We start from the raw sequence: 22,536 nt of genomic DNA, 5'->3' as shown, positions 1-22,536 counted from the left end.
GATCTGGGAGCAACACGTGAGTCGGGCCGCCCTTCGTGCGCCGTTTCCGCCGGATCGACGGGGGGTGGCGGCGTTCCCGGTTCCTGCGGGGGCGTCCCACCGCGCCGCCGGGACGGCCCGCTCCGGCGGCGCCTCCCGGGCGGTGACCCGGACGATCAGCGACGACCCGCTGGGCGGCACGGTACGCCGTACCGTGCTGCCCAGCGGCCTGCGCGTGCTGACCGAGGCGATCCCGGCGATGCGCAGCGTGTCGTTCGGCATCTGGGTGGCCGTCGGCTCCCGCGACGAGACCGGCCCGCAGGCCGGCGCCGCGCACTTCCTGGAGCACCTGCTGTTCAAGGGCACCAACAAGCGCAGCGCGCTGGACATCTCCTCCGGGATCGAGGCGGTGGGCGGCGAGACCAACGCCTTCACCACCAAGGAATACACCTGCTACTACGCCCGCGTGCTGGACGAGGACCTGCCGCTGGCCATCGACGTGATGTGCGACCTCGTCGCCGACTCGGTGCTGGACCCGGCCGACGTGGAGACCGAGCGGGGCGTGATCCTCGAAGAGATCGCCATGCACGACGACGAGCCGGGCGACGAGGTGCACGACCTCTTCGCCCGGGCGGTGTACGGCGACCACCCGCTGGGCCGGCTGATCTCCGGCACCGAGGAGACGGTCACCCCGATGACCCGGCGGCAGATCCAGGGCTTCTACCGCCGTCGCTACACCGCCCCGCAGATCGTCATCGCCGCCGCCGGCAACCTGGACCACGCCGCCGTGGTCAAGCTCGTCCGCCAGGCGCTGCGCGGCACCCCGCTGGACACCGACCCGGCGTCGCCCGCGCCGCACCGGTCGAGCACCCCGGCGGTACGCACGAAGCCCGCCACCACGCTGGTGGAGCCGAAGGAGACCGAGCAGGCGCACGTCATCCTCGGCTGCCCCGGCATCGACCGGCTCGACGACCGCCGGTTCGCCCTCGGCGTGCTCAACAACGTCCTCGGCGGGGGCATGTCCAGCCGGCTGTTCCAAGAGATCCGGGAGCAGCGCGGCCTCGCCTACTCGGTCTACTCCTACGCCAGCCAGTACGCCGACAGCGGCCTCTTCGCGGTCTACGCCGGCTGCGCGCCCGGCAAGGTGGACGAGGTGCTGGAGCTGACCCGGGCCGAGCTGGCCCGGGTGGCCGCCGACGGTCTCACCGAGGCCGAGGTGGCGCGGGGCAAGGGGATGAGCAAGGGCTCCTTCGTGCTGGGCCTGGAGGACACGGGCTCGCGGATGAGCCGGCTGGCCAAGGGCGAGCTGCTCTACGGCGACCTGATGCCCGTCGACGAGCTGCTCAGCCGGGTCGACGCGGTCACCGTGGCCGACGTCAACGCCCTCGCCGCCGAGCTGCTCGGCCGCCCGATGTCGTTGGCCGTGGTCGGGCCCTTCGGGCGGGACGACTTCTCCACCCGCTGACCGGCGGGGTGCGGGCGTCCCGATTGGGATAGGTTGTGCCCCGTGACTGACGAGCAGGAGAAGAGCGCGGACGAGCCGATCCGGGTCGGCGTGCTGGGCGCCCGGGGCCGGATGGGCGTCGAGGTGTGCAAGGCCGTCGACGCCGCCGGCGACATGGAGCTGGTGGCCATGGTCGACCAGGGCGACTGGCTGTTCAACGCCTCCGACGCCGGGGCCGAGGTGATTGTCGACTTCACCACCCCCGACGTCGTCATGGACAACCTGCAGTGGTGCATCGACCAGGGCATCAACGCGGTCGTGGGCACCACCGGATTCACCGGGCAGCGGCTGGAGCAGGTGCGCGGCTGGCTGGCCCGCAAGCCCGGCGTCGGCGTGGTGATCGCCCCCAACTTCGGCATCGGCGCGGTGCTGATGATGCAGTTCGCCGCCCGCGCGGCCCGGCACTTCGAGTCGGTCGAGATCGTCGAGCAGCACCACCCCCGCAAGCTGGACGCGCCCAGCGGCACCGCCACGCACACCGCCCGGCTGATCGCGGCGGCCCGCGCCGAGGCGGGGCTCGGCCCGGCGCCGGACGCCACGAAGGACGAGGTCGCGGGCGCCCGGGGCGCTGACGTCGACGGCGTACGCGTGCACGCCGTGCGCGCCACCGGCCTCGTCGCGCACCAGGAGGTGCTCTTCGGCACCGTCGGCGAGACGCTGACCATCCGCCACGACTCGTACGACCGGGCGTCGTTCATGCCCGGCGTGCTGCTGGCCGTCCGCGCGGTCCGCAACCGGCCCGGGCTGACGGTCGGCCTGGACACCCTGCTCGACTGATCGGGGAATCCCGGTGGCGTGGTCCCCGGGCGGCCCCTAGGCTGCCCGGGTGATCGACTCGGGGCTCCTCGACCGCGCCGGCCGCAGGATCACCCTGCGCCCGGTCGACGACGACAACTGGCGGGCGGTGGCCGACGTCGCCCCCCGCGACGACCAGCGCGAATGGGTGGCGGCGCTGGCCGCCCGCTACCTGCTGCTGACCGAACGCTCCGACGTGTGGACCTCGCTCGCCGTGTACGCGGACGAGACGGTCGCCGGACACGTCATGTGGGGCGTGGACGACGACGGCTCGCGCTGGATCGGCGGCATGGTGATCGACGCGCCCCAGCAGGACCGGGGCGTCGGCCGGGCGGTCGTGCGCACCCTCGCCGGGTGGCTGGCCGACCAGGACGGCGGTCATCCCGTACGGCTCTCCTACCACCCCGACAACGCCTCGGCCGCCCGGCTCTACGCCAGCCTCGGCTTCGTCCCCACCGGAGTGATGGAGGACGACGAGGTCGTCGCCGAGCTGCGCCCGGCCTGACCCCGACGTCGTCAGCCCTCCTCCAGCACCGACAGGATGTTGCCGGCCGGGTCGGTGAACCAGGCGATCGACGGACCGTTGTCGCGCATGACGCCCTTCTCGTCCTGCGGCATGCCGGGGTAGCGCTCGAACCGCACCCCGCGCCCGGCCAACTCGTCGACGGCCCGGTCGACGTCGTCGACCGGGAAGTTGAGCACCGTGTAGGTCGCCGGGACGTGGTCGTCCTTCGGATAGACCAGGATGTCGCGGTCGCCGGCGACGTGCAGCGTCAGCATGCCGCCCATCGCGTCGTCGCGCGACACCCGCAGGCCGAGCGTGTCGGCGTAGAACCGCTGTGCCCGGTCGACGTCGTCGACCGCGAAGCTGCTCATCGCCCTCGTGTCCGTGAACATGCCTCTCCTCCTCGTCTTGGCGTACGCGGGGGTGGACGGTCGAACGGGCCGGAACTCATCGCTCCGGGCGCCCGGAACGGGGGTCACCGGGCCGGGGACCCAGGCGCGGCGGCAGGCCGAACACCGGGAAGAGCTCCGGGGTGAGGAAATGGGTGAGCCGCACGATCCGCCCCGCCGAGGCGGCCGGCAGGATGATTCCGAACGGTCGGTGCCCGCCGGCGGGGTCGGGGCGGTAGTGACCGAAGGCGGCGCCGCCGTTGGCGGAGACCGGGACCAGCCGCGAGCCGTGGCACCCGGCGCCCGGGCCGAGCATCCACCGGGCGATGTCCACGGGGCCGCGCAGCCACAGCGCGAACGGCGGCATGCTCTGCACCGCGTCCTCCCGCAGCAGCGCGACGAGCGAGTCGACGTCGTAGCGCTCGAAGCTGTCGACGTAGCGGTCGAGCAGGTCGCGCTGCCGCTGGTCGAGCGGCGCGCCCGGCACGTCCTCGCGGGCGGCCATCGTCGCGCGGGCCCGCTGGAGCGCGCTGTTGACCGCGGCGACGGTGGCGCCGGTCAACTCGGCGGTCTCGTCGGCCCGCCAACGCAGCACGTCGCGCAGGATCAGCACCGCCCGCTGCCGGGGCGGCAGGTGTTGCAGCGCGGCCACGAACGCCAGCCGGACCGACTCGCGGGACTCGACCACCGCCGCCGGGTCGCCAGCGGGCAGCACCGCCGCGTCGGGGGCGGGCCCCACCCAGCGGTCGGGCGTCGACGCGCCCAACGCGGCGGCGACCGGGGCGTCCGGCTCGCCGAACTCCGTCGGCAGGGCCCGCCGGGCGCGCCCCCGCAACTGGTCGAGGCAGACGTTGGTGGCGATGCGGTAGAGCCACGTGCGGGTGGAGGACCGGGCCTGGAAGCCGTCGCGCCCGCGCCAGGCGCGCAGCATCGTCTCCTGCACCGCGTCCTCGGCGTCGAAGATCGAGCCGAGCATCCGGTAGCAGTAGCCCGTCAGCTCGACCCGGTGCCGCTCCAGCGTCGCGTCGGCTGCCCGGGTCGCGCCGTCGGGGTCACGGCCGGCCCGCTCGCCGTCGGTCACGCCCGCCCCGCTGGTCGCCGTCGCTGCGGTCATGAGGCCACCGTAGGCGACGCCCCCGACACCGTCGGGGGATCCGGGCCCGCCGGGACCGTGTCGTCAGTCCGCGGGGGCAGCCGGCGGGGGCACCGGGCCGGCGGGCGGGGCGTCCGGGAGCGTCGCCTCCGCGGGCGTCGCGTCCGCCGGATCCGCCTCCGTCGGCACCGCCACGTGCAGGCGCACCTGCGGGACGAGCATGTCGTCCACGTCCAGGGCGCGCGCCGCGCCGTCGGGCTCCCAGCCGGTGCTGGTGAGGAACCTCCGGGTCGCCTCGTCGCCGTCGAACGACCACGCCACCGCCCGGCCGAACCCGTCGGCGCGCCACAGGTCCACGGTCGCGGCGAGCAGCCGGCTGCCGTGCCCGCGCCGCCCCCAGCGCGGCTCCACCAGCAGGTCCGTCACCGCCGCCACGTCCGGGCCGAGCGCCTCGGCCGGCTCTCCCGGGGCGAGCGCCTCGGCGTCGGCCGGACCGGAGGCGGCGAACCCCACCAGATAGGATTGCTCGGCCTGTTCGACGGCGACCAGCACCCGGTGGGTGGCCGAGGGCGGCTCCTGCACCGCCGCGCTCCACCGCCGGGCGAGATACGCCTCGTCCAAGTTGTCGAGCACGTGCCGGGGCAGGATCCGGCGATAGGCGACCCGCCAGGTCGCGAGCTGGATGCGTGCGATCTCGCCGGCGTCTTCCGGACGCGCCGGGCGGACGTACCCGAGAGCCATGGGACGGAAGCCTACGCAGGGCGAGGGAGGCGATGGTGGCGCAGGGTCCCCGACGGACGATCCAGCAGGTCGTCGGCGTGGTCGCGCTCGCCGTGGCGGTGACCGCGTTCCTGTCCGTGGCGGCCGTCCGGCACGGCTTCTTCGACCTCAAGGTCTACTACGGCGCGCTGACCTGGTGGGTGCACGACGGCGGGGAGATCTACGACTTCCTCAAGCCCGGCACCCAGTACGGCTTCACCTATCCGCCCTTCGCCGCCCTGGTCATGCTGCCGATGGCGTACCTGCCCTGGACTGCGGCGATCGTGGTGAGCGTGGCCGCCAGCGTGGTCGTCACCGCCGTGCTCTTCTGGTGGCTGGTCGACCCGATCTCCCGCCGGGCCGGCTGGACCCGCTGGTTCGCCCTCGCCGTGGCGCTCTGCCTGGCCGCCGCGTACGAGCCGATGCGCGAGACGGTCAACTTCGGCCAGGTCAACATGCTGCTGCTCTTCCTGGTCGCGGTCGACCTGCTCCGGCTGCTGCCGGCCGGCAGCCGCTGGGCCGGTGTCGGCATCGGCCTGGCCACCGCGATCAAGCTGACCCCGGGCATCTTCATCGTCTACCTGCTGGTCACCCGGCGCTGGCGGGCCGCGGTCACCTCGATGGCCGCTGCGGCCGGGGCGACGCTGCTGGCCGCCGCGCTCTTCCCCGACGCCTCGCGGGAGTTCTGGACCGAGGCGCTGTGGAACACCGGCCGGGTGGGCGAGCTGGCGTTCGTCTCCAACCAGTCGCTGCGCGGCGTGGTGGCCCGGCTGAACCCGGAGCACCCGAGCACCCTGGCCTGGCTGGCGCTGGTGCTCGCCACGCTGGCGCTGTGGGCGTGGCGCTCCCGGGCCGCCGTGGTCGCCGGCGACGAGGCGACCGGCCTGGCGCTGACCGGCGCGGTGATGTGCCTGGTCAGCCCGGTCACCTGGGTGCACCACCTGGTCTGGCTGCTGCCCGCGCTGATCCTGCTGGTGGACAACGGCATGGCCGCGCCCGCCGGCGGGCGTCGGCGCCGCGCGCTGCTGGGCGCCGCCATCGTCGGGTACGGCTTCCTGATCAGCCGCATCGTCTGGGCGTGGGAGAAGGACTTCACCGGCCTCGACGGCTTCCTCGGCAGCAACACGTACGTCTGGATCAGCCTGGCGCTGCTGGCGTTCCTGCCCATCCGCCGCTCCGGCGGCGACGGCCGGATCAGCCGTGGCCCGGGCGGCGACGGCCGGACCGGTCGCCGGGCGACGCCCGCCGGGTCAGCCGTCGACGCGGCCGGCGTACCGCAGCTCGACCAGCACGACCGGCGCAGCCCCGCCGGCCAGGGGCACCGGGTAGGTCGACCGCTCACCGTCGGGTGACAGCCCGGCCCGCTCGTAGAACCGGCGGGCCCGGTGGTTGTCCGCCAGCACCCAGACGCGGTATTCGGACCAGCCCCGCGCGGCCAGGCCGGCGCGGGCCGCCGCCAGCAGCGCCCGCGCGGTGCCGTCGCCCCAGTGCGCCGGCTCGACGTACATCCCCAGCACCTCGCCCAGGGTGGGGTCGAGGTCGTCCCGGTCCTGGTTGTTGCGGTACGGCCCGAACGTGACGAACCCCGCGGGGGCCCCGTCGACCTCGGCGATGAGGGTGGTGAACGGGTGCTCGGGGTCGGCGGTGCCGACATCCCGCCGGCGCTGCGCCCACGCCGTCACGTTGAGCCGCCGCAGCACCTCGTCGGGCATGAACCCGGCGTAGCCGGCCTGCCACCCGTGGATGTGCACCCGGGCGACCGCCTCGGCGTCCTCGGGCTCCTCGTGCCGGATCGTGAGCATGTGTCTGTTCTATGCCGCGGCGGGCGATCGGTCCAGCGTCCGCTCCGGTGTCGTACGCGTGGATTAGGGTGCCCGACGATGGCCGCACCGGAATTCCTCTCGCTCGCCCAGGCACGCCGCGTCGCGCTGGCCGCCCAGGGCTTCGCCGACCCCGCGCCCACCGGCGCGCCCACCCGCCGGCACCTGCGCCGGGTGCTCGACCGGGTCGGGCTCATCCAGATGGACTCGGTGAACGTGCTGCAACGCGCGCACTACCTGCCGCTCTACAGCCGCCTCGGGCCCTACCCGACGGCCCTGCTCGACACCGCGGCCTACCGCCGCCCACGGGAGCTGTTCGAATACTGGGGGCACGAGGCGTCGCTGGTCCCCGTGGGGCTGCACCCGGCGCTGCGCTGGCGGATGGCCCGGTCCCGCTCGGATTCCTGGGGCGGGATGCGCCGGATCGCCGAGGAGCAGCCCGGGCTGGTCGCCTGGGTCCGCGACGAGGTGGCCGCCCGCGGGCCGCTGACCGCCGCCGAGATCGAGCACGACGCGCCCCGGGAGACCGGCAACTGGGGGTGGAACTGGTCGGCGGTGAAGCGGGCGCTGGAGTTCCTCTTCTGGGCCGGCGAGGTGACCGCCGCCGAGCGCACCACCTCGTTCGCCCGCCGCTACGACCTGCCCGAGCGGGTGCTGCCGGCCGCCGTGCTCGACGCGCCCACGCCGACCGACGCGGAGGCTCACCGCGCGCTCGTGAGCATCGCCGCGCGGTCCCTCGGGGTGGCCGCCGAGCCGGAGCTGCGCGACTACTTTCGGCTGCCGGTGGCCGGCGCCCGGCAGGCGATCGCCGAGCTGGTCGAGGTTGGCGAGCTGCTGCCGGTCGCCGTGCAGGGCTGGCAGCGGCCCGCCTGGCTGCACGCCGGGGCGCGGCTGCCCCGCTGGGTGCGCGGCAACACGCTGGTCAGCCCGTTCGACCCGCTGGTCTGGGAGCGGGCCCGCGCCGAGCGGCTCTTCGACTTCAGCTACCGCATCGAGATCTACGTGCCAGCGCCGCAGCGCGTCTACGGTTACTACGTGCTGCCCTTCCTTCAGGGGGAGCGGTTCACCGCCCGGGTCGACCTGAAGGCCGACCGGAAGGCCGGCGTGCTGCTGGTGCCGGCCGCCTGGCTCGAGCCGGGCGCCGATCCGGGCGAGACCGCGCTGGCGCTCGCCGCCGAGCTGCACCGCCTCGCCGGCTGGCTCGGCCTCGACGCGGTGGCGCCGCCCGCCGCCGGCGACCTGGCGGGGCCACTGGCCGCCGCGCTGGTGGGCGTGGGCGGTGTACGGTGAGCGACGTGACGAGCGTCGACGGGCCGGCCCCGCAGCCGCATCCGCAGGGCGGCGGGGTGGACGCCCCGCCCGAGGGTTTCCCGGTCCCGCCCGCGGGGTCGCTGGTCCCGCCCGCGGGGTCGCTGGTCCCGCCCGCGGGGTCGCTGGTCCCGCCGGTGGGCGGCTGGCCGGCGGGTCAGGTGCCGCCCCACCAGGCGTCGCAGCATCCGGCGTCGCCCTACCCGGTGCCGCCCTATCCCGTGGCTGAGCCGGACCGGCTCACCCGCTTCGTCGTCCGGCTCTACGACCGCTCGCCTCGCTGGGCGGTGCCGCTGGCCGCGCTCGGCTGCGTCGCCGCCGGCATCGGCTACGCGCTGCTCAGCGATCCCACCCGCTCCGCGCCGGACGCCGCGCCGACCTGCCTGCTGAAGCTGACCACGGGGCTGGACTGCCCGGGCTGCGGCGGCACCCGGGCGCTCTGGTACGTGCTGCACGCCGACCTGCCGGCCGCCGCCCGGCACCACTTCCTCTTCGTCTTCGCGCTGCCCTTCCTGGCCTACTTCTTCGTCGCCTGGGCGGGGAGGCAGGCGTTCGGGTGGAAGCTGCCCGAGCTGCGGCTCAGCTCGAAGGCGCTCGGCGGCTTCCTCGTCGCCTGGCTGGCCTTCTCGGTGCTGCGCAACCTCCCCTGGGCGCCCTTCACCTCCCTCTACGTCTGACCCTCGCCCCGCGCCCGGCCCGGCGTCGACGCCTGCCGCCTGGCGTTGGCGCCTGGCCCGACGCCCGCGCCACACCGGCCGGTCGCGCCTGACAACCTGCAGTTGCCCGCGACCCCGCTGCCCGGCGCACCCGCTGCCCGGCGACCCCGCTGCCTCGCGTGCCCCGCGTGCCCCGCTGCCCGGTGTGTCCTGCGTGCCCTGCCTGCCCTGCCTGCCCGCGTGCCCCGCCCGCTTCGCTGCCCGGCGCGCCCGGGCTTCGCTGCCCGGCGTGCCCGGGCTTCGCTGCCCGGCGTGCCCGCGCGCTCTGCGGGGCCAACCGCGATCGGGGCGCGGCTGCCGTCCGTCCGCCCGGTGACCGATCGCCACACGTGCCCTTTCGAACTGAGTCGTCTACGACATCAGCAGCCACGCCTCCCCGTGGGCTACCGGCGGTGCGCATGTCCGGCATCCCGGCGGTGACGCACCCGTTCGGCGTACGCCCTGGGCGGTCTTGCCGGTCGCCCCGGCCGGCGCGTGAGGGCGACCCGGTGCACGTCCCGCCGACGTGGAGGCCCTCCGGCAGACCGCATGCGTGGCGGCATGCGTCGCTGACTGTCTGCGTGGCGGCATGCGCCGCCGACCGCCTGCGTGGCCGGTCCCGCCGCCCGACTGCCCGTGCGACGTGGTGCCGCCGGCCGCCAGCGCCGGGGCCGACCGTCGGCGTGCGTGATGTCGTAGACGACTCAGCTCGAAAGGGCACTACGAACCCTGCTGTCACCCCACCCACCGGCCGGGGCGACCGTGATCCGCCCGCCGGTGCCGTCCGTGCGCCTGGTGACCGACGTTGCACCCGGCGAGCCTGGCTTGGGTGGCCCGGGGCGCCGCCGCTACAGTCCCAGGAATGCCGGACATGGTGCAGCCACAGGTCAAGCTCATCGCGTGGACCCACTTCGAGGCCCCGGACGACGTGCCGTGGTCGACCGACGCGGAGGGCGGCCAGGCCCTCGCCGAGTTCGCCGGCCGGGCCTGTTACCAGAGCTGGAAGAAGCCGAACCCGGCCACGGCCACCAACGCCGGCTACCTCGCGCACATCCTCGAGGTCGGGCACCTCAGCGTGCTGGAGCACGGCTCGGTCAGCTTCTACTTCAGCGGGGTGTCTCGCTCGTTCACCCACGAGCTGATCCGGCACCGGCACTTCTCGTACTCGCAGCTCTCCCAGCGGTACGTGCCGGAGCGGGACGCCGCCATGGTCGAGCCCCGGGTGATCGCCGACGACCCCGAGCTGCACAAGAAGTTCGTGGAGGCGGCCGAGGCGAGCGTCCGGGCGTACAACGAGCTGCTCGCGGGGCTGGAGCAGCGCTTCGCCGACGTGGAGAACGCCACGCTGCGGCGCAAGCAGGCCCGTCAGGCGGCGCGCGCCGTGCTGCCCAACGCCACCGAGACCCGGATCGTGGTCACCGGCAACTACCGGGCCTGGCGGCACTTCATCGCCATGCGGGCCACCGAGCACGCCGACGTGGAGATCCGCGAGCTGGCGGTGGAGTGCCTGCGGCAGCTCCAGGGGGTCGCCCCGAACGTCTTCGCCGACTTCGTCATCTCGACGCTGCCCGACGGCACCGAGGTGGCCGCCAGCCCGCACGGCGAGTGAGTCCTGAGCCCTTCCCTCGTGGGGTGCCGGTGGCCGTCCGCTAGGTTGGTGGCATGACGCACGACCACCCTGACACCCCCGCCCGGGCGGTGTCCCGCCCCTTCGGGCGAGTGCTCACGGCCATGGTGACCCCGTTCACCGCCGACGGTTCGCTCGACCTCGACGGCGCCGCGCGCCTCGCCAGCCACCTGGTCGACGAGCAGGGCAACGACGCGCTGGTGGTCAACGGCACCACCGGTGAGTCGCCGACCACCACCGACGTCGAGAAGGAGCACCTGATCCGGGCCGTGGCGGAGGCCGTCGGCGACCGCGCCAAGGTCGTGGCCGGGGTCGGCACCAACGACACCCGGCACACCATCGAGCTGGCCGCCGCCGCCGAGAAGGCCGGCGCGCACGGGCTGCTCGTGGTCACCCCCTACTACAACAAGCCGCCGCAGAGCGGCCTGCTGCGCCACTTCACCGCCGTCGCGGACGCCACCGGCCTGCCGGTGATGCTCTACGACATCCCGCACCGCTCCGGCGTGCCGATCGACACCGAGACGATGGTGCGGCTGGCCGAGCACGGGCGGATCGTCGCGGTGAAGGACGCCAAGGGCGACCTGACCGCCACGAGCTGGGTCACCAGCCGGACGAACCTCGCCTTCTACAGCGGCGAGGACTCGCTCACCCTGCCCGCGCTGGCAGTGGGCGCCGTCGGCGTGGTCGGCACCTCGACCCACTTCACCGGCGCGCTCACCCGGCGGATGATCGAGGCGTACGACTCCGGCGACACCGGCACCGCGCTCGGCCTGCACCGGCGGCTGCTGCCGCTGTTCACCGGCATCTTCCGTACCCAGGGCGTGATCCTGGTGAAGGCGGGCCTGGCCGCCGCCGGGATGCCCGCCGGGCCGGTGCGCCCGCCGCTGGTCGACGCGACCGACGACGAGATCGCCCAGCTCCGCGCCGACTGCGCGGCGGCGGGCCTGGAACTTCCCGAATGACCGAACGACACGATGGGCGCCGGGTGACGGCGCCGCAGAATGAGGTGGACGCGTGACCGAGGCGCACATCGAGGCGGAACTGCCCCCGCCGCTGCCGGAGGGTGGGCTGCGGATCATCCCGCTCGGCGGGCTCGGCGCCATCGGCCGCAACATGACCGTCTTCGAGTACGACGGCAAGCTGCTCGTCGTCGACTGCGGGGTGCTCTTCCCCGACGTGGAGCAGCCCGGCGTCGACCTGATCCTGCCGGACTTCGGCCCGATCCTGGACCGGCTCGACGACGTGCAGGCGATCGTGCTCACCCACGGCCACGAGGACCACATCGGCGCGGTGCCCTACCTGCTCGCCCACAAGCCCGACATCCCGCTGGTGGGTTCGCAGTTCACCCTCGCCCTGGTCGAGGCGAAGCTCGCCGAGCGGCGGATCCAGCCCTACACGCTGACCGTGCGGGAGGGCGGCCGGGAGCGGCTCGGCCCGTTCGAGTGCGAGTTCTTCGCGGTCAACCACTCGATCCCGGACGCCCTCGCGGTGGCCATCCGCACGCCGGCCGGCCTGGTGCTGCACACCGGCGACTTCAAGATGGACCAGCTCCCGCTGGACGGCCGGATCACCGACCTGGCCGGCTTCGCCCGGCTCGGCGCCGAGGGCGTCGACCTGCTGCTGTCGGACTCCACCAACGCGGAGATCCCCGGCTTCGTCACCCCCGAGCGGGAGATCGGGCCGGTGCTGGACTCGATCTTCGCGAAGGCCAAGGGGCGGATCATCGTCGCCTCGTTCGCCTCGCACGTGCACCGGGTGCAGCAGGTCTTCGACTCCGCCGCCGAGCACGGCCGCAAGGTCGCCCTGATCGGCCGCTCGATGGTGCGCAACATGGGCATCGCCCGCGACCTCGGCCTGCTCAACATCCCGGCCGGCCTGGTCATCGGGATCGAGGAGGCGACGACGCTGCCGCCCGAGCAGATCGTGCTGATGTCCACGGGTTCCCAGGGCGAGCCGATGAGCGCCCTCGGCCGGATGGCCAGCGGCGACCACCGGCACATCACCATCGCCCCCGGCGACACCGTGGTGCTCGCCTCGTCGCTGGTGCCGGGCAACGAGACCTCGGTCTACCGGGTGATCAACCGGCTGGCCCGCGCCGGCGCCGTGGTGGTGCACAAGGACGTCGCCAAGGTGCACGTCTCGGGCCACGCCCCGGCCGGCGAGCTGCTCTACCTGCTCAACGTGGTGCGCCCGAGCAACCTGATGCCGGTGCACGGCGAGTGGCGGCACCTGCGCGCGCACGCCCGGCTCGGCATCGAGTCCGGCGTCGCCCCCGACCGGGTGGTGCTCTGCGAGGACGGCGACGTCGTCGACCTCGTCGAGGGCCGGGCCAGCCTGGTCGGGCACGTGAAGAGCCGCTACGTCTACGTCGACGGCCTCGCCGTCGGCGACGTCAGCGAGTCGCTGCTCACCGAGCGGCGGATCCTCGGCGACGGCGGCTTCATCGCCACGACCGTGGTCGTCGACTCGGTCACCGGCAAGGTGGTCGCCGGCCCGACCCTGTCGGCGAAGGGCTTCTCCGAGGACCCGGAGGCGTTCAACCCGGTGATTCCGCTGGTCACCGAGGCGCTGAACCGGGCGGCGGCCGACGGCATCACCGACCCGCACCAGCTCCAGCAGATCGTCCGGCGCACCGTGGGGCGCTGGGTGAACGACGCGTACCGGCGCCGGCCCATGATCGTGCCCACCGTCGTCGAGGTCTGACCGCGCGACCGACGCCCGCCCGCACCCGCAGGTGCCGGCGGGCGTCGCCGCGTCCGGGGCCGGGCGCGGACCGGTCCGGGCGGTCGCCGACATCCCCGTGCACGTCGGCGACCGGCCCGGGCCGCCCGCTCAGCCCCGAACGAGGCGGCGACGGAGCAGCAGCAGGCCGGCCCCGAGGGCCAGCAGGGCCGCGCCGACCAGGGCGTACGCGGCGCCGGCCGGCCCGGTGCGGGGCAGCTCGGTGCCGCCGGCGGCGGACGGCGTCGGCGTGGCCGTGCGGTTCGGGTCGGCCGACGGGGAAGCGGTGGAGCCGCCGTCCGCCGTGAGCCGCAGGGTGACCGAGGTGTCCTCGTTGGTGTAGCGGTTGGTGGGGGCGAGGAACAGCCGGACGGTCGGCGCGTCGCCGCTCACCGCGAGGCGCACCCGCACGGTGTCCGTGGCGTCCTCCCCGAGCACGTCGGGGCGCGGGATCTCGCAGCCCGCGCCGTCCATCCGGCCGCTGTCCGAGCAGGCGGGCCCGGTGACCCGCACGCCGTCGGGGGTGACCACGTTCAGCGCGTAGCCGCCGATGGAGAAGGCGCCGGTGTTGGTCACCCGGGCCGTCAGCGTCACCTTCCCGTCGACGATCGGCGTGGCGGTGGCCCGCAGCCGCAGGGACGTGCGGTCCGGCCAGTCGATCCGGAAGTCGGTGGGCCGGTCGGTGACACCGGCGGCGTCCCGGCCGGCCACCGATCCCCACGCCTGCACACCGAAGACCGGCTCGGCGGCCGTCGCCGTGAGCCGCAGCCGGTACGTCCGGCGGCCGCCGGCCGGCACCTCGGCCCCGCCGCAGACCCACGTGCGGGCCGCCGCGGCGTCGGCGCGGCAGTCCTCGCCCGAGGCGAGGCCCACCCCGGCCGGCAGGCGCAGCACGAAGGAGCCCCTCGCCGCCGACGTGCCCTGGTTGATGACGGCGGCCTCCAGGGGCGCCGACGGGTGCCACGGGTCGCCCTTGAGGAACACGTGGTCCGCCCGGGCGATGACGGTCGGCGTCCCGGCGGGCGGCGCGGTGGTCGGGTTGGGCGTGGGTGCGTGCGCCGACGCGGCCGGGGCGAGGGCGGGCAGGGCCAGCAGGGCGACGGCGACGGCGGCGCCGGCGCGCAGCGGGTGGGTGGTCATCGGTTACTCCCGGGATAGGTGCGGGTGACGCAGAGACCACACCCGACCGGGGGGCCGGGTTGCGCCGGTGTCGAATGGCGGACAGCGCGGCCCGCCCCGCGACCGGCGGCGCGTTCGCGGGGCGGGCCCGGCCGCTCGCCGACGGCCCGGGCGACGCGCGTCGCCTGGCCCGGTCGGGCGCCGGCGCTTCGCCGGGCCGGCCGGTTCAGGCCAGCAGCGCGTTCAGCTCGCCGTAGCCGATCGCGCCGGCGAGCGAGTCGTACGACCCGGAGCGCAGCGCCTCCGTGGCGGCCCGGCGGACCAGCCCGTACGCGGCCTCGGCGAGCGCCGAGCCGAGGCTGACCCGGGCCACCCCGAGCCCGGCCAGCGTGGCGACGGGCGGCGCGCCCGGCCCGACGAGCACGTTGACCGGCCCGTCGATCCCGTCGACCAGCGCGGCGATGGTCCCGGTGTCGACGACACCCGGCACGAAGACGCCGTCCGCGCCCGCCGCCCGGTACGCCGACGCCCGGCGCAGCGTCTCGGCCAGCCGGTCCGCCGGGTCGCCGGCGGCCCGCAGGAACACGTCGGTGCGGGCGTTGACGAAGAGTCGTACGCCCGCCGCGTCGGCGGCCTTCCGGGCGGCCCGGATCCGGGCGCACTGCTCGTCGACGGGGCGCAACGGGGCCGTCCCGGCCGGCGCGGCGTCCTCGATGTTCACGCCGACCGCGCCGGCGGTCAGCACGCCGGTCACGGTGCGGCCGACCCCTGCGGGGTCGGCGGCGTACCCGCTCTCGATGTCGGCGGTGACCGGGACGGTGACGGCGGCGGCGACGCGGGCGACCACCGCCAGGGCCCGCTCCCGGTCCAGTTCGTCGCCGTCCGGGGCACCCAGGCTCCACGAGACGCCGGCGCTGGTGGTGGCGACCGCCGCCGCCCCGCAGTCGGCCACGATCCGGGCGCCGGCCGCGTCCCAGGCGTTGGGCAGGACGAGCGGGGAGCCGGGGCGGTGCAGGGAGTGCAGGAGTTCGGCGGCGTGCTGCTGCTGCGTCGTCGTCATGGCGACGAGTCCATCAGGGCGGGCGGAGATCGTCCGGCGGGTTCCGGACCTCGCCGGCGGGCGGCCGCGCCGGCCCGCTCAGGGCAGCGCCGCCACCGCCTCGGCGTACGCGACGCCGGTGTCGACGGCCGCGTCGAGCAGGACCGTGAGCTGGGCCGGCGCGACCCCGTGCGCCAGGTCGGTGCTGACGTCGCCGGCCAGCACCAGCTCGCCCCCGAGGTCGTGCACGTACGCCTTCGGCAGCAGCCGGTCGTGGTTCCAGGCGTTGCAGAACGCGTACGCCTCGGCCAGCCGGTCGGCGGGCAGCCGGCGGCTCGCCACCGAGCGCGCCCGCAGGATCTCGCCCCGCTCGCCGGCCTGCCGGAACTGGATCAACGCCTCGCCCCACCGGCCGACCACCGTGCCGGTGGCGTCCACGGCGTAGCGGTCCCCGCGCCGGTCCAGGGCGGCCGTGATCATCTCCAGGCTGAGCGGGCGGGGCTCCCCGTCGTCGGGCGTGCCGTCGTCGGCCGGGCCGCCGGGGTCGTCGCCCGGCGCGTCGTCGGGCGGCAGCGGCACCGGCGTGGCGAGCGGACGCTCGGCCAGCCAGGACGCGATCCGGCCCGACTGGTGCCCGGTGCCGTTGCGGGCGTCGAAGCTGCCGGCCAGCCCGGTGGCCAGCCCGAGCAGGGCGGCGCCGAGCGCGGCCACGTCGAGGTCGGCCGCCGGCCGGCCGGCGTACCCCGGTCGGTGCACCGTCCGCCCGCCCAGCCCCGCCTCGACGGCGAGCGCGCACACCAGCGCGCCGGCGGCGGCGAACTCCATCGCGGAGAGGTCGTCGTGCGGCCGGTCCAGCCGGGGCAGTTGCTCGGCGAGGATGTCCAGCCCCCGGGCGGGGTACCCGCCCAGCGCGCACCACCGCAGGTGCGCGGCGAGGTACGGAAAGGCGGACGGCTCCCGCCGGTGCCGCCGGTACGCCCGCACGTGCGCCTCGGCCGCCCGCTCCGGCTGCCCGGCCCGCAGCCAGGGCAGCAGCCCGGCGGCCAGCGACCGTTCGGGCTGCTCGGTGCAGCCGCCCGCGCCGTCGGGCGCCTCCGCCAGCGCGTCCAGCGCCGCCCCGGGGTCGCCCCACCCGGCGAGCAGTTCCGCCCGGCGGGCCGGCGCGCAGCCCGGGCAGCCGCCGGCCGGTCCCGCCCCGGCCGCCGACCACCGGGCGAACCACTCCCGGGCGGTGGGCTCGTCGCCGACGTGGTCGGCGATCCGGCAGCGCAGCTCGGCGACGACCTCCACGTCGCCGCCCGGGCCGGCCGTGCTGCCCGGCTCGGCCGTGCTGCCCGGGCCGGTCGTGCTGCCCGGGCCGGTCGTGCTGCCCGGGCCGGTCGTGCTGCCCGGGCCGGTCGTGCTGCCCGGGCCGGTCGTGCTGCCCGGGCCGGTCGTGCTGCCCGGGCCGGTCGTGCTGCCCGGGCCGGTCGTGCTGCCCGGGCCGGTCGTGCTGCTCGAGGCGGTCGTGCCACCCGAGGCGGTCGGGCGCGCCGGGCCGGTCGGCGACGCGGGACCGGGCGCATCGCGGGGGCCGGCCGCGCCGGCCGGGCCGGCGGCGTCGTCCACGCCGGGCGGGCCGGGGAGGCGGGCGGCCCGGGCGGCGAGGTCGTCCAGCATGGAGCGGGCCTGGTCCAGCCCGACCCGCGGGCTGCCGAGCAGGGCCTCCACGGCGTAGCGCTGGTAACGCAGCAGCAGCCCGGCGTCCGGGCCGGGCAGCAGGTCGGGGCGGCGGTCGACGGCGGCGAGGCAGCGGCGCACCGGTTCGACGAGCCGCCACCGCTCCCCGTGCAACAGGTAGGCCTCGATGAGCGCGAGCCGGGCCTCGACGGCGGACCGGTCGTCGCCGGCGGCGTCGGCGTGCGCGGCGATCCGTTCCAGCTCCGCGCACCTCGCCTCGCCGTCCGGCGCGTCGCGGGCGTCGGCGAGCGCCTCGGCGAGCGCCGCGTCGCGGCTGCCCCCGCCGCGCCGGCGCCCGCCCCACCGGCCGACGGACCCGAACGGATCCAGCCGGCGGCCGGCCGGTTCACCGCCGCGACCCGTCACGCCACGACCCCGCCGGGGAGCCGGGCGACCTCGGTGGCGAGCTGACAGCCGGTGGCGATGCCGCAGTCGAGCAACTGGTCGAGCTGGTGCGGGGTGACCCCGCGCTCCAGGTCGGTGATGACCTCGCCGCAGACCCGGGCCCGCCCGTCGTCCTCCACGTGCACGAACGCCTTCGGCCAGAGCCGGTCGTGGTTCCACGCGTTGCAGAAGGCGTGCAGCGCCGGGACGTACTCGATGGGGAACGTCGGCGCGGCGAGGGTGCGGACCTGGAGCAGCTCACCGGCGGCGCCCGGCCGCAGGAACCAGATCAGGCTGTCGGCCCAGCGACCGACCAGGTCGCCGTCGGCGTCGGCCTGGACCGCGTAGCCCCGGCTGCGCAGCACGGCCGCGATCAGCTCACCGGTCAACGGCCGCAGCGCCCCCGGGTGCCCGGCCAGGGGACCGTCCGAACCGTCCTCGGTACCCGGCGACGCCATGGGGGCATCCCTCCTGAGGCAGATATCACGTGACGCGGCGGGTTCCGCGCTGCGACGCGCGGACACGACCCGGAAAAGCGGCGATCTGCCGGGTCGCGCCGTTAAGTTGATGCTATGGCGGGCCGTACCTCTCAGGCGAGCCGGCGGCGCGGCGCGTCGCCGCGTGGCACCACGAACAGCCGTGCCCGTCAGCCGGCGAAGAAGGCCGCCCGGGCGACCCCCCGGCGGCGGCCCGCGGCGCGGCCGGGCCCGGGGCTCCTCGTCGGGCGGGCGGTCGGCGCACTGTGGATGGGGCTGGCGCACGGCGTCGGCTGGGCGTTCCGCGCCGCCGGCCGGCAGGCCGCCTCGGCCAAGGGGCTCGACCCGGAGCACCGCCGCGACGGCGCCGGCCTGCTGGTCTTCGGCCTCGCCCTGCTCAGCGCGGTGGCCATCTGGTTCTCCGGCGCCGGCCCGGTCGGCGAGCAGCTCGCCGACACCGTCCGGCTCTTCCTCGGCGCGATCGCCATCGTGGTGCCGGTGCTGCTGATGATCGGCGCCTGGCGGCTCATGCGCGAGCCCGCGGACCCGGAGCACCGCGGCCGAGGGCTGGTCGGCTGGGGCTCGATGCTGGTCGCCACCGCCGCGATGCTGCACATCGGACAGGACCCGGTCGACGCCGTCCAGCGCGACTTCGCCGGCGGCCTGGTCGGTGCGGGCGTGGGCAGCCTGCTGGAACGGGCGGTCACCGCCTGGGTCGCCGTGCCGCTGCTGCTCCTGCTGCTGGTCTTCGGCCTGCTGGTGGTCACCGCGACGCCGATCAACAAGGTCCCGGAGCGGCTCGGCCTGCTGGCCGGCACCCTCGTCGCCCCGCCGGCCGCCGAGGAGGCGGAAGCGGCGCCGGTGAAGCCTGCCCGCAAGCGCGCGACGAAGCGGGCGGCGCCGCCGCCGGACCCGGCGGAGTTCGACGACGACCTCGACGGGATGGACCTCCAGGAGACCCTGGTCCTGCCCCGGAAGCCGCCGTCGAAGGTGCCCGCCAGCCGCAAGCCGGTCGATCCGCCGGAGCACTCTCCCGCGCCCACCCGCGCCGAGCAGCTCGCGCTCACCGGTCTCTCCGGTGACTACACGCTGCCGCCGGCCAACATGCTCAGCAGCGGCGCCGCGCCGAAGACCCGCAGCAAGGCCAACGACGAGGTGATCGCCGCTCTCACCGGGGTCTTCGACCAGTTCGGGGTGGACGCCGAGGTCACCGGCTTCACCCGGGGGCCGACCGTCACCCGCTACGAGGTCGAGCTGGGGCCGGGCGTCAAGGTCGAGCGGATCACCCAGCTCTCCCGCAACATCGCGTACGCGGTGAAGTCGCCGGACGTGCGGATCCTCAGCCCGATCCCGGGCAAGAGCGCGGTCGGCGTGGAGATCCCGAACACCGACCCGGAGAACGTGGCGCTCGGCGACGTGCTGCGCTCCCGGGCCGCCACCAGCGACCACCACCCGATGGTGGTGGCGCTCGGCAAGGACATCGAGGGCGGCTACGTGGTGGCCAACCTCGCCAAGATGCCGCACATCCTCATCGCCGGCGCCACCGGCGCGGGCAAGTCCTCCTGCCTCAACTCGCTGCTGGTTTCCATCCTCACCCGGGCCACCCCGGACGAGGTGCGGCTGCTGCTGATCGACCCGAAGCGGGTCGAGATGACCGGCTACGAGGGCATCCCGCACCTGGTCACCCCGATCGTGACCAACGCCAAGAAGGCCGCCGACTCGCTGGAGTGGGTCGTGCGCGAGATGGACATGCGCTACGACGACCTCGCGGCCAACGGCGTGCGGCACATCGACGACTTCAACCGCAAGGTGCGCAACGGCGAGATCAAGGCGCCGCCCGGCAGCGAGCGGGAGATGCGGCCGTACCCGTACCTGCTGGTGATCGTGGACGAGCTGGCCGACCTGATGATGGTCGCCCCGCGCGACGTGGAGGACTCGGTCGTCCGGATCACCCAGCTCGCCCGCGCGGCCGGCATCCACCTGGTGCTGGCCACCCAGCGCCCCTCGGTCGACGTGGTCACCGGCCTGATCAAGGCGAACGTGCCGTCCCGGCTGGCGTTCGCCACCTCGTCGCTGGCCGACTCGCGGGTCATCCTCGACCAGCCGGGCGCGGAGAAGCTGCTCGGCCGGGGCGACGGCCTGTTCCTGCCGATGGGCGCGTCGAAGCCGATCCGGATCCAGGGCGCCTGGGTGACCGAGCGCGAGATCGCCGACGTGGTGAAGTTCTGCAAGGACCAGCGCGAGCCGGAGTTCCGCCCGGACGTGCTCGTCGCGCCGGACGCCGGCAAGAAGAAGATCGACGAGGAGATCGGCGACGACCTCGACCTGCTGGTGCAGGCGGTCGAGCTGGTGGTGACCTCGCAGTTCGGCTCGACGTCGATGCTCCAGCGCAAGCTGCGGGTCGGCTTCGCCAAGGCCGGGCGCCTGATGGACCTGATGGAGACCCGGGGCGTCGTGGGCCCGTCCGAGGGCTCCAAGGCGCGCGACGTGCTGGTCAAGCCGGACGAGTTGGAGGAGGTCCTGGTCGGCCTGCGCGGCGGAGACGAGTAGGGGCCGACTCCGACCGGACCGCCCGCGCCCGCCGGACGCGAACGCGCCCGCCGGACGCGAACGGGCGCGCCGGATGGCAACGGGCGCGCGGATGCGAAACGGGCCCGCCGGGATCCGGCGGGCCCGTCACCGCGGGGGAGCGGCGGTCAGGAGTTGTAGAGGGCGGCGCCGATGACCATGCCGAGGATCGCCCCCGCCACGCTGGCGACGGCGGCGTACCATCCCAGCGGCTTGTCGCCGAGCACGGCGCCGACGATCCCGAGGATCAGGCCGGCGAGGCCGAACAGCGGCGGCAGGAACAGGATCGCGATGACCGCGAAGACGAAGCCCAGGATGGTGCAGATGCGGGCGGCGCCGCTGCGCGGGCGGGCGGTGGTGTGCATGTCGGCCATGTCTGCCTCCGGTGGGTGAGAGCCTGCGTTGCCAGGCCGACATCTACCCACTGTGGCCGTTCGTCACGCCTCGGCGCGGGACGGCCCGGCGCGTCCCCCTCGCCGGACGGTGCTCAGTGGAAGATCTTGAGCCCGACGACCCCGGCGACCACCAGCAGCAGGCAGGCGATCCGGGGCAGGTTGGCCGGCTCGTTCAGCGCGAGCATCCCGACCAGGGCGGTGCCGACCGCGCCGATGCCGACCCAGACCGCGTAGCCGGTGCCGACGGGGATCTCGCGCAGCGCGTACGCGAGCCCCGCCATGCTGAGCACCAGCGTCACCACGAAGACCACCGACGGGACGGGCCGGCTGAAGCCGGCGCTGCGGTCGAGGGCGATCGCCCACGCCGTCTCCAGGAGTCCGGAGATCACCAGCACGATCCAGGCCATGAAGATCACCTCTGCGGTAGCGCCCGGACCACCGGGGCCGGGACGAGTCGGTCGTACCACCTCGGGGCGTCTTAGCCTGACCGGGTACGCCCTCGACTCGTCCGGGACGGCCCTCGGGCCGCCGTCACCGACGCTAGCACCGGCCGGCGGCGCGCGGCGTGAACCCGACCACCCTCCGTTGACCTCAACTTCACTTCAGCTTGCAGTATGGACGTATGCCGCTGCTCTTCTCCGACGCCGACGTCGCCGCCGCGCTGGACGCCCCCACCACGGTGGCGGCCATGCGGGACGCCATGCTCGCCGCGTACGCCGGCCGCCTCGTGGCCCCGCCCCGGGCCGCCGCGCCGCTGGGCGGGGGCCGGATGGTGCTCACCGCCGGGCACCTCACCGGCGAGTGGTACGGCTTCCGCTCGTACGACACCTTCGGGCACCCGGAGAGCGAGCAGGTGGTGGTGCTGCACGACGGGCGCACCGGGGCGGTCCGGGCGGTGGCCGTGGGGGAGGAGCTGGGCTCCCGGCGTACCGGCGGGCTCGGCGGGGCCGCCGTGGACGCCCTGGCCCGCCCGGACGCCGCCACCCTGGGGGTGCTCGGCTCGGGCCGGCAGGCGTGGACCCAGGTCTGGGCCGCCGCCGCCGTCCGGCCGCTGGAGGAGGTGACCGTGCACAGCCGCTCGGCCGCCCGGCGGGAGGCGTTCGCGGCCCGGGTCCGGGCCGAGTTGGGCGTGCCGGCGCGGGCCGTGGACTCGGCCCGGGCCGCCGTGGCCGACCGCGACGTCGTGGTGCTCGCCACCACCAGCGCCACCCCGGTGCTCGACGCCGCCGACCTCGCCCCGGGCACCCACGTCAACGCGGTCGGCTTCAAGCAGGTCGACCGGCACGAGTTCGGCCCGGACCTGCTGGACGCCGCCGACCTCCTGGTCACGGACTCGCCGGCCCAGGCCGCCGCGTACGAGCCGCCGATGCTCGCGGCGCTGCCCGCGTACGCCGGACGGCTGCGCGACCTGGGCGCGGTGCTGGCGGGCGCGGCGCCCGGCCGGACCGGCGCGGACGGGATCTCGGTCTTCTGCTCCACCGGCCTGGCCGGCACGGAGGTCTTCCTGCTCGACCGTCTGGTCCGGGTCGCCGCCACGACCGTCTGAACCGGCGTGGCGTCCGTCACCCCCGCCGCCGGGCGCGCGGGGAGGGGCCCGTCCGCTGCCGGATCCGTCACCAACGTGCCCGTCCGCCCGGCCCG

Annotated in this window: 20 protein-coding genes, 1 pseudogene and 1 riboswitch; of the genes and pseudogenes, 11 read left to right on the top strand and 10 right to left on the bottom strand. The window is 75.4% G+C overall.

The features are described 5' to 3' along the window. Window positions 1-16 precede the first annotated feature (16 nt). From GA0070606_RS08720 to GA0070606_RS08710, 3 genes are read left to right on the top strand one after another with little or no spacing between them, the layout of a single operon-like run. Window positions 17-1,444, top strand: a complete 1,428-nt coding sequence (locus GA0070606_RS08720) for a M16 family metallopeptidase (protein WP_091096639.1) — start codon at window positions 17-19, stop codon at window positions 1,442-1,444. Between the two features lie 42 nt (window positions 1,445-1,486). Beyond that, on the top strand, window positions 1,487-2,260 hold the full coding sequence (gene dapB / locus GA0070606_RS08715; RefSeq protein ID WP_091096636.1) for a 4-hydroxy-tetrahydrodipicolinate reductase: 774 nt from the start codon (window positions 1,487-1,489) through the stop codon (window positions 2,258-2,260). Window positions 2,261-2,309: 49 nt separating this feature from the next. After that, window positions 2,310-2,783: a GNAT family N-acetyltransferase gene (locus tag GA0070606_RS08710; protein WP_091096634.1), complete on the top strand. Its 474-nt coding sequence runs from the start codon at window positions 2,310-2,312 to the stop codon at window positions 2,781-2,783. Between the two features lie 11 nt (window positions 2,784-2,794). Here the strand turns inward: GA0070606_RS08710 and GA0070606_RS08705 are convergent, their stop codons facing one another. The 3 genes and pseudogenes from GA0070606_RS08705 to GA0070606_RS08695 all read right to left on the bottom strand — a co-directional run. Beyond that, window positions 2,795-3,175 (bottom strand): VOC family protein, encoded by a 381-nt coding sequence (locus GA0070606_RS08705; protein ID WP_091096633.1) that lies wholly within the window; start codon window positions 3,173-3,175, stop codon window positions 2,795-2,797. A 55-nt stretch (window positions 3,176-3,230) separates the two neighbouring features. Next, window positions 3,231-4,286 (bottom strand): sigma-70 family RNA polymerase sigma factor, encoded by a 1,056-nt coding sequence (locus GA0070606_RS08700; protein WP_091096631.1) that lies wholly within the window; start codon window positions 4,284-4,286, stop codon window positions 3,231-3,233. 132 nt (window positions 4,287-4,418) lie between these two features. Further along, window positions 4,419-5,006: pseudogene (locus tag GA0070606_RS08695) on the bottom strand (N-acetyltransferase family protein); the annotation flags it as partial. A 35-nt stretch (window positions 5,007-5,041) separates the two neighbouring features. On the opposite strand from GA0070606_RS08695, the gene GA0070606_RS08690 reads away from it, so the two are divergent. Continuing rightward, complete coding sequence (locus GA0070606_RS08690; RefSeq protein WP_091107493.1) at window positions 5,042-6,376, top strand: glycosyltransferase 87 family protein; 1,335 nt, start codon at window positions 5,042-5,044, stop codon at window positions 6,374-6,376. On the opposite strand, the gene GA0070606_RS08685 is transcribed toward GA0070606_RS08690, so the two are convergent. After that, the gene (locus GA0070606_RS08685; protein ID WP_091096629.1) at window positions 6,275-6,826 is read right to left on the bottom strand and encodes a GNAT family N-acetyltransferase; all 552 of its coding nucleotides are present in this window, start codon (window positions 6,824-6,826) and stop codon (window positions 6,275-6,277) included. The two genes, GA0070606_RS08690 and GA0070606_RS08685, sit on opposite strands and share 102 nt — an antisense overlap. A gap of 78 nt (window positions 6,827-6,904) precedes the next feature. Here GA0070606_RS08685 and GA0070606_RS08680 point away from each other — a divergent pair, with 78 nt between their 5' ends. The 5 genes from GA0070606_RS08680 (at window position 6,905) to GA0070606_RS08660 (ending at window position 13,177) form a co-directional block, all read left to right on the top strand. Beyond that, window positions 6,905-8,134, top strand: coding sequence for a winged helix-turn-helix domain-containing protein (locus GA0070606_RS08680; RefSeq protein WP_091096627.1), 1,230 nt, complete (start codon window positions 6,905-6,907; stop codon window positions 8,132-8,134). Then, complete coding sequence (locus GA0070606_RS08675) at window positions 8,131-8,829, top strand: DUF2752 domain-containing protein (protein ID WP_425413034.1); 699 nt, start codon at window positions 8,131-8,133, stop codon at window positions 8,827-8,829. The genes GA0070606_RS08680 and GA0070606_RS08675 overlap by 4 nt, the downstream gene beginning before the upstream one ends. 889 nt (window positions 8,830-9,718) lie before the next feature. Next, window positions 9,719-10,456 carry an FAD-dependent thymidylate synthase gene (gene thyX / locus GA0070606_RS08670; RefSeq protein ID WP_091096625.1) on the top strand — a complete coding sequence of 246 codons (738 nt, stop codon included), beginning with the start codon at window positions 9,719-9,721 and terminating at the stop codon, window positions 10,454-10,456. Window positions 10,457-10,509: 53 nt separating this feature from the next. Next, entirely contained in the window at window positions 10,510-11,436 is a 927-nt protein-coding gene (gene dapA, locus GA0070606_RS08665; RefSeq protein ID WP_091096623.1) for a 4-hydroxy-tetrahydrodipicolinate synthase, read from the top strand. Between the two features lie 52 nt (window positions 11,437-11,488). Continuing rightward, a complete protein-coding gene (locus GA0070606_RS08660; RefSeq protein WP_091096621.1) occupies window positions 11,489-13,177 on the top strand; it encodes a ribonuclease J in 1,689 nt (562 codons plus the stop codon). 129 nt (window positions 13,178-13,306) lie between these two features. Here GA0070606_RS08660 and GA0070606_RS08655 read toward each other — a convergent pair whose 3' ends face one another. From GA0070606_RS08655 to GA0070606_RS08635, 4 genes are all read right to left on the bottom strand, one after another. Further along, the gene (locus GA0070606_RS08655) at window positions 13,307-14,335 is read right to left on the bottom strand and encodes an LPXTG cell wall anchor domain-containing protein (protein WP_091096619.1); all 1,029 of its coding nucleotides are present in this window, start codon (window positions 14,333-14,335) and stop codon (window positions 13,307-13,309) included. Between the two features lie 205 nt (window positions 14,336-14,540). Then, complete coding sequence (locus GA0070606_RS08650; RefSeq protein WP_091096617.1) at window positions 14,541-15,374, bottom strand: isocitrate lyase/PEP mutase family protein; 834 nt, start codon at window positions 15,372-15,374, stop codon at window positions 14,541-14,543. 78 nt (window positions 15,375-15,452) lie between these two features. Beyond that, the gene (locus GA0070606_RS33205; protein WP_245724618.1) at window positions 15,453-17,438 is read right to left on the bottom strand and encodes a YbjN domain-containing protein; all 1,986 of its coding nucleotides are present in this window, start codon (window positions 17,436-17,438) and stop codon (window positions 15,453-15,455) included. Beyond that, the gene (locus GA0070606_RS08635; protein ID WP_091096615.1) at window positions 17,435-17,914 is read right to left on the bottom strand and encodes a type III secretion system chaperone family protein; all 480 of its coding nucleotides are present in this window, start codon (window positions 17,912-17,914) and stop codon (window positions 17,435-17,437) included. Before GA0070606_RS08635 ends, GA0070606_RS33205 begins: the two co-directional genes overlap by 4 nt. A 114-nt stretch (window positions 17,915-18,028) precedes the next feature. Between GA0070606_RS08635 and GA0070606_RS08630 the strand changes: the two genes are divergently transcribed. Then, window positions 18,029-20,482, top strand: a complete 2,454-nt coding sequence (locus GA0070606_RS08630; protein WP_091096612.1) for a DNA translocase FtsK — start codon at window positions 18,029-18,031, stop codon at window positions 20,480-20,482. Between the two features lie 146 nt (window positions 20,483-20,628). Here the strand turns inward: GA0070606_RS08630 and GA0070606_RS08625 are convergent, their stop codons facing one another. Then, on the bottom strand, window positions 20,629-20,874 hold the full coding sequence (locus GA0070606_RS08625) for a hypothetical protein (protein WP_091096610.1): 246 nt from the start codon (window positions 20,872-20,874) through the stop codon (window positions 20,629-20,631). A 113-nt stretch (window positions 20,875-20,987) separates the two neighbouring features. After that, window positions 20,988-21,302 carry a DMT family transporter gene (locus GA0070606_RS08620; RefSeq protein WP_091107487.1) on the bottom strand — a complete coding sequence of 105 codons (315 nt, stop codon included), beginning with the start codon at window positions 21,300-21,302 and terminating at the stop codon, window positions 20,988-20,990. Between the two features lie 60 nt (window positions 21,303-21,362). Next, a riboswitch (guanidine-III (ykkC-III) riboswitch) is annotated at window positions 21,363-21,428 on the bottom strand. Between the two features lie 89 nt (window positions 21,429-21,517). Between GA0070606_RS08620 and GA0070606_RS08615 the strand changes: the two genes are divergently transcribed. Next, on the top strand, window positions 21,518-22,441 hold the full coding sequence (locus tag GA0070606_RS08615; protein WP_091096608.1) for an ornithine cyclodeaminase family protein: 924 nt from the start codon (window positions 21,518-21,520) through the stop codon (window positions 22,439-22,441). Window positions 22,442-22,536: the final 95 nt, after the last annotated feature.

The organism is Micromonospora citrea (assembly GCF_900090315.1).
Classification (GTDB): domain Bacteria; phylum Actinomycetota; class Actinomycetes; order Mycobacteriales; family Micromonosporaceae; genus Micromonospora; species Micromonospora citrea.
The sequence above is the reverse complement of the archived record's forward strand: the minus strand, read 5'-3'. Positions and strand labels throughout refer to the sequence as shown.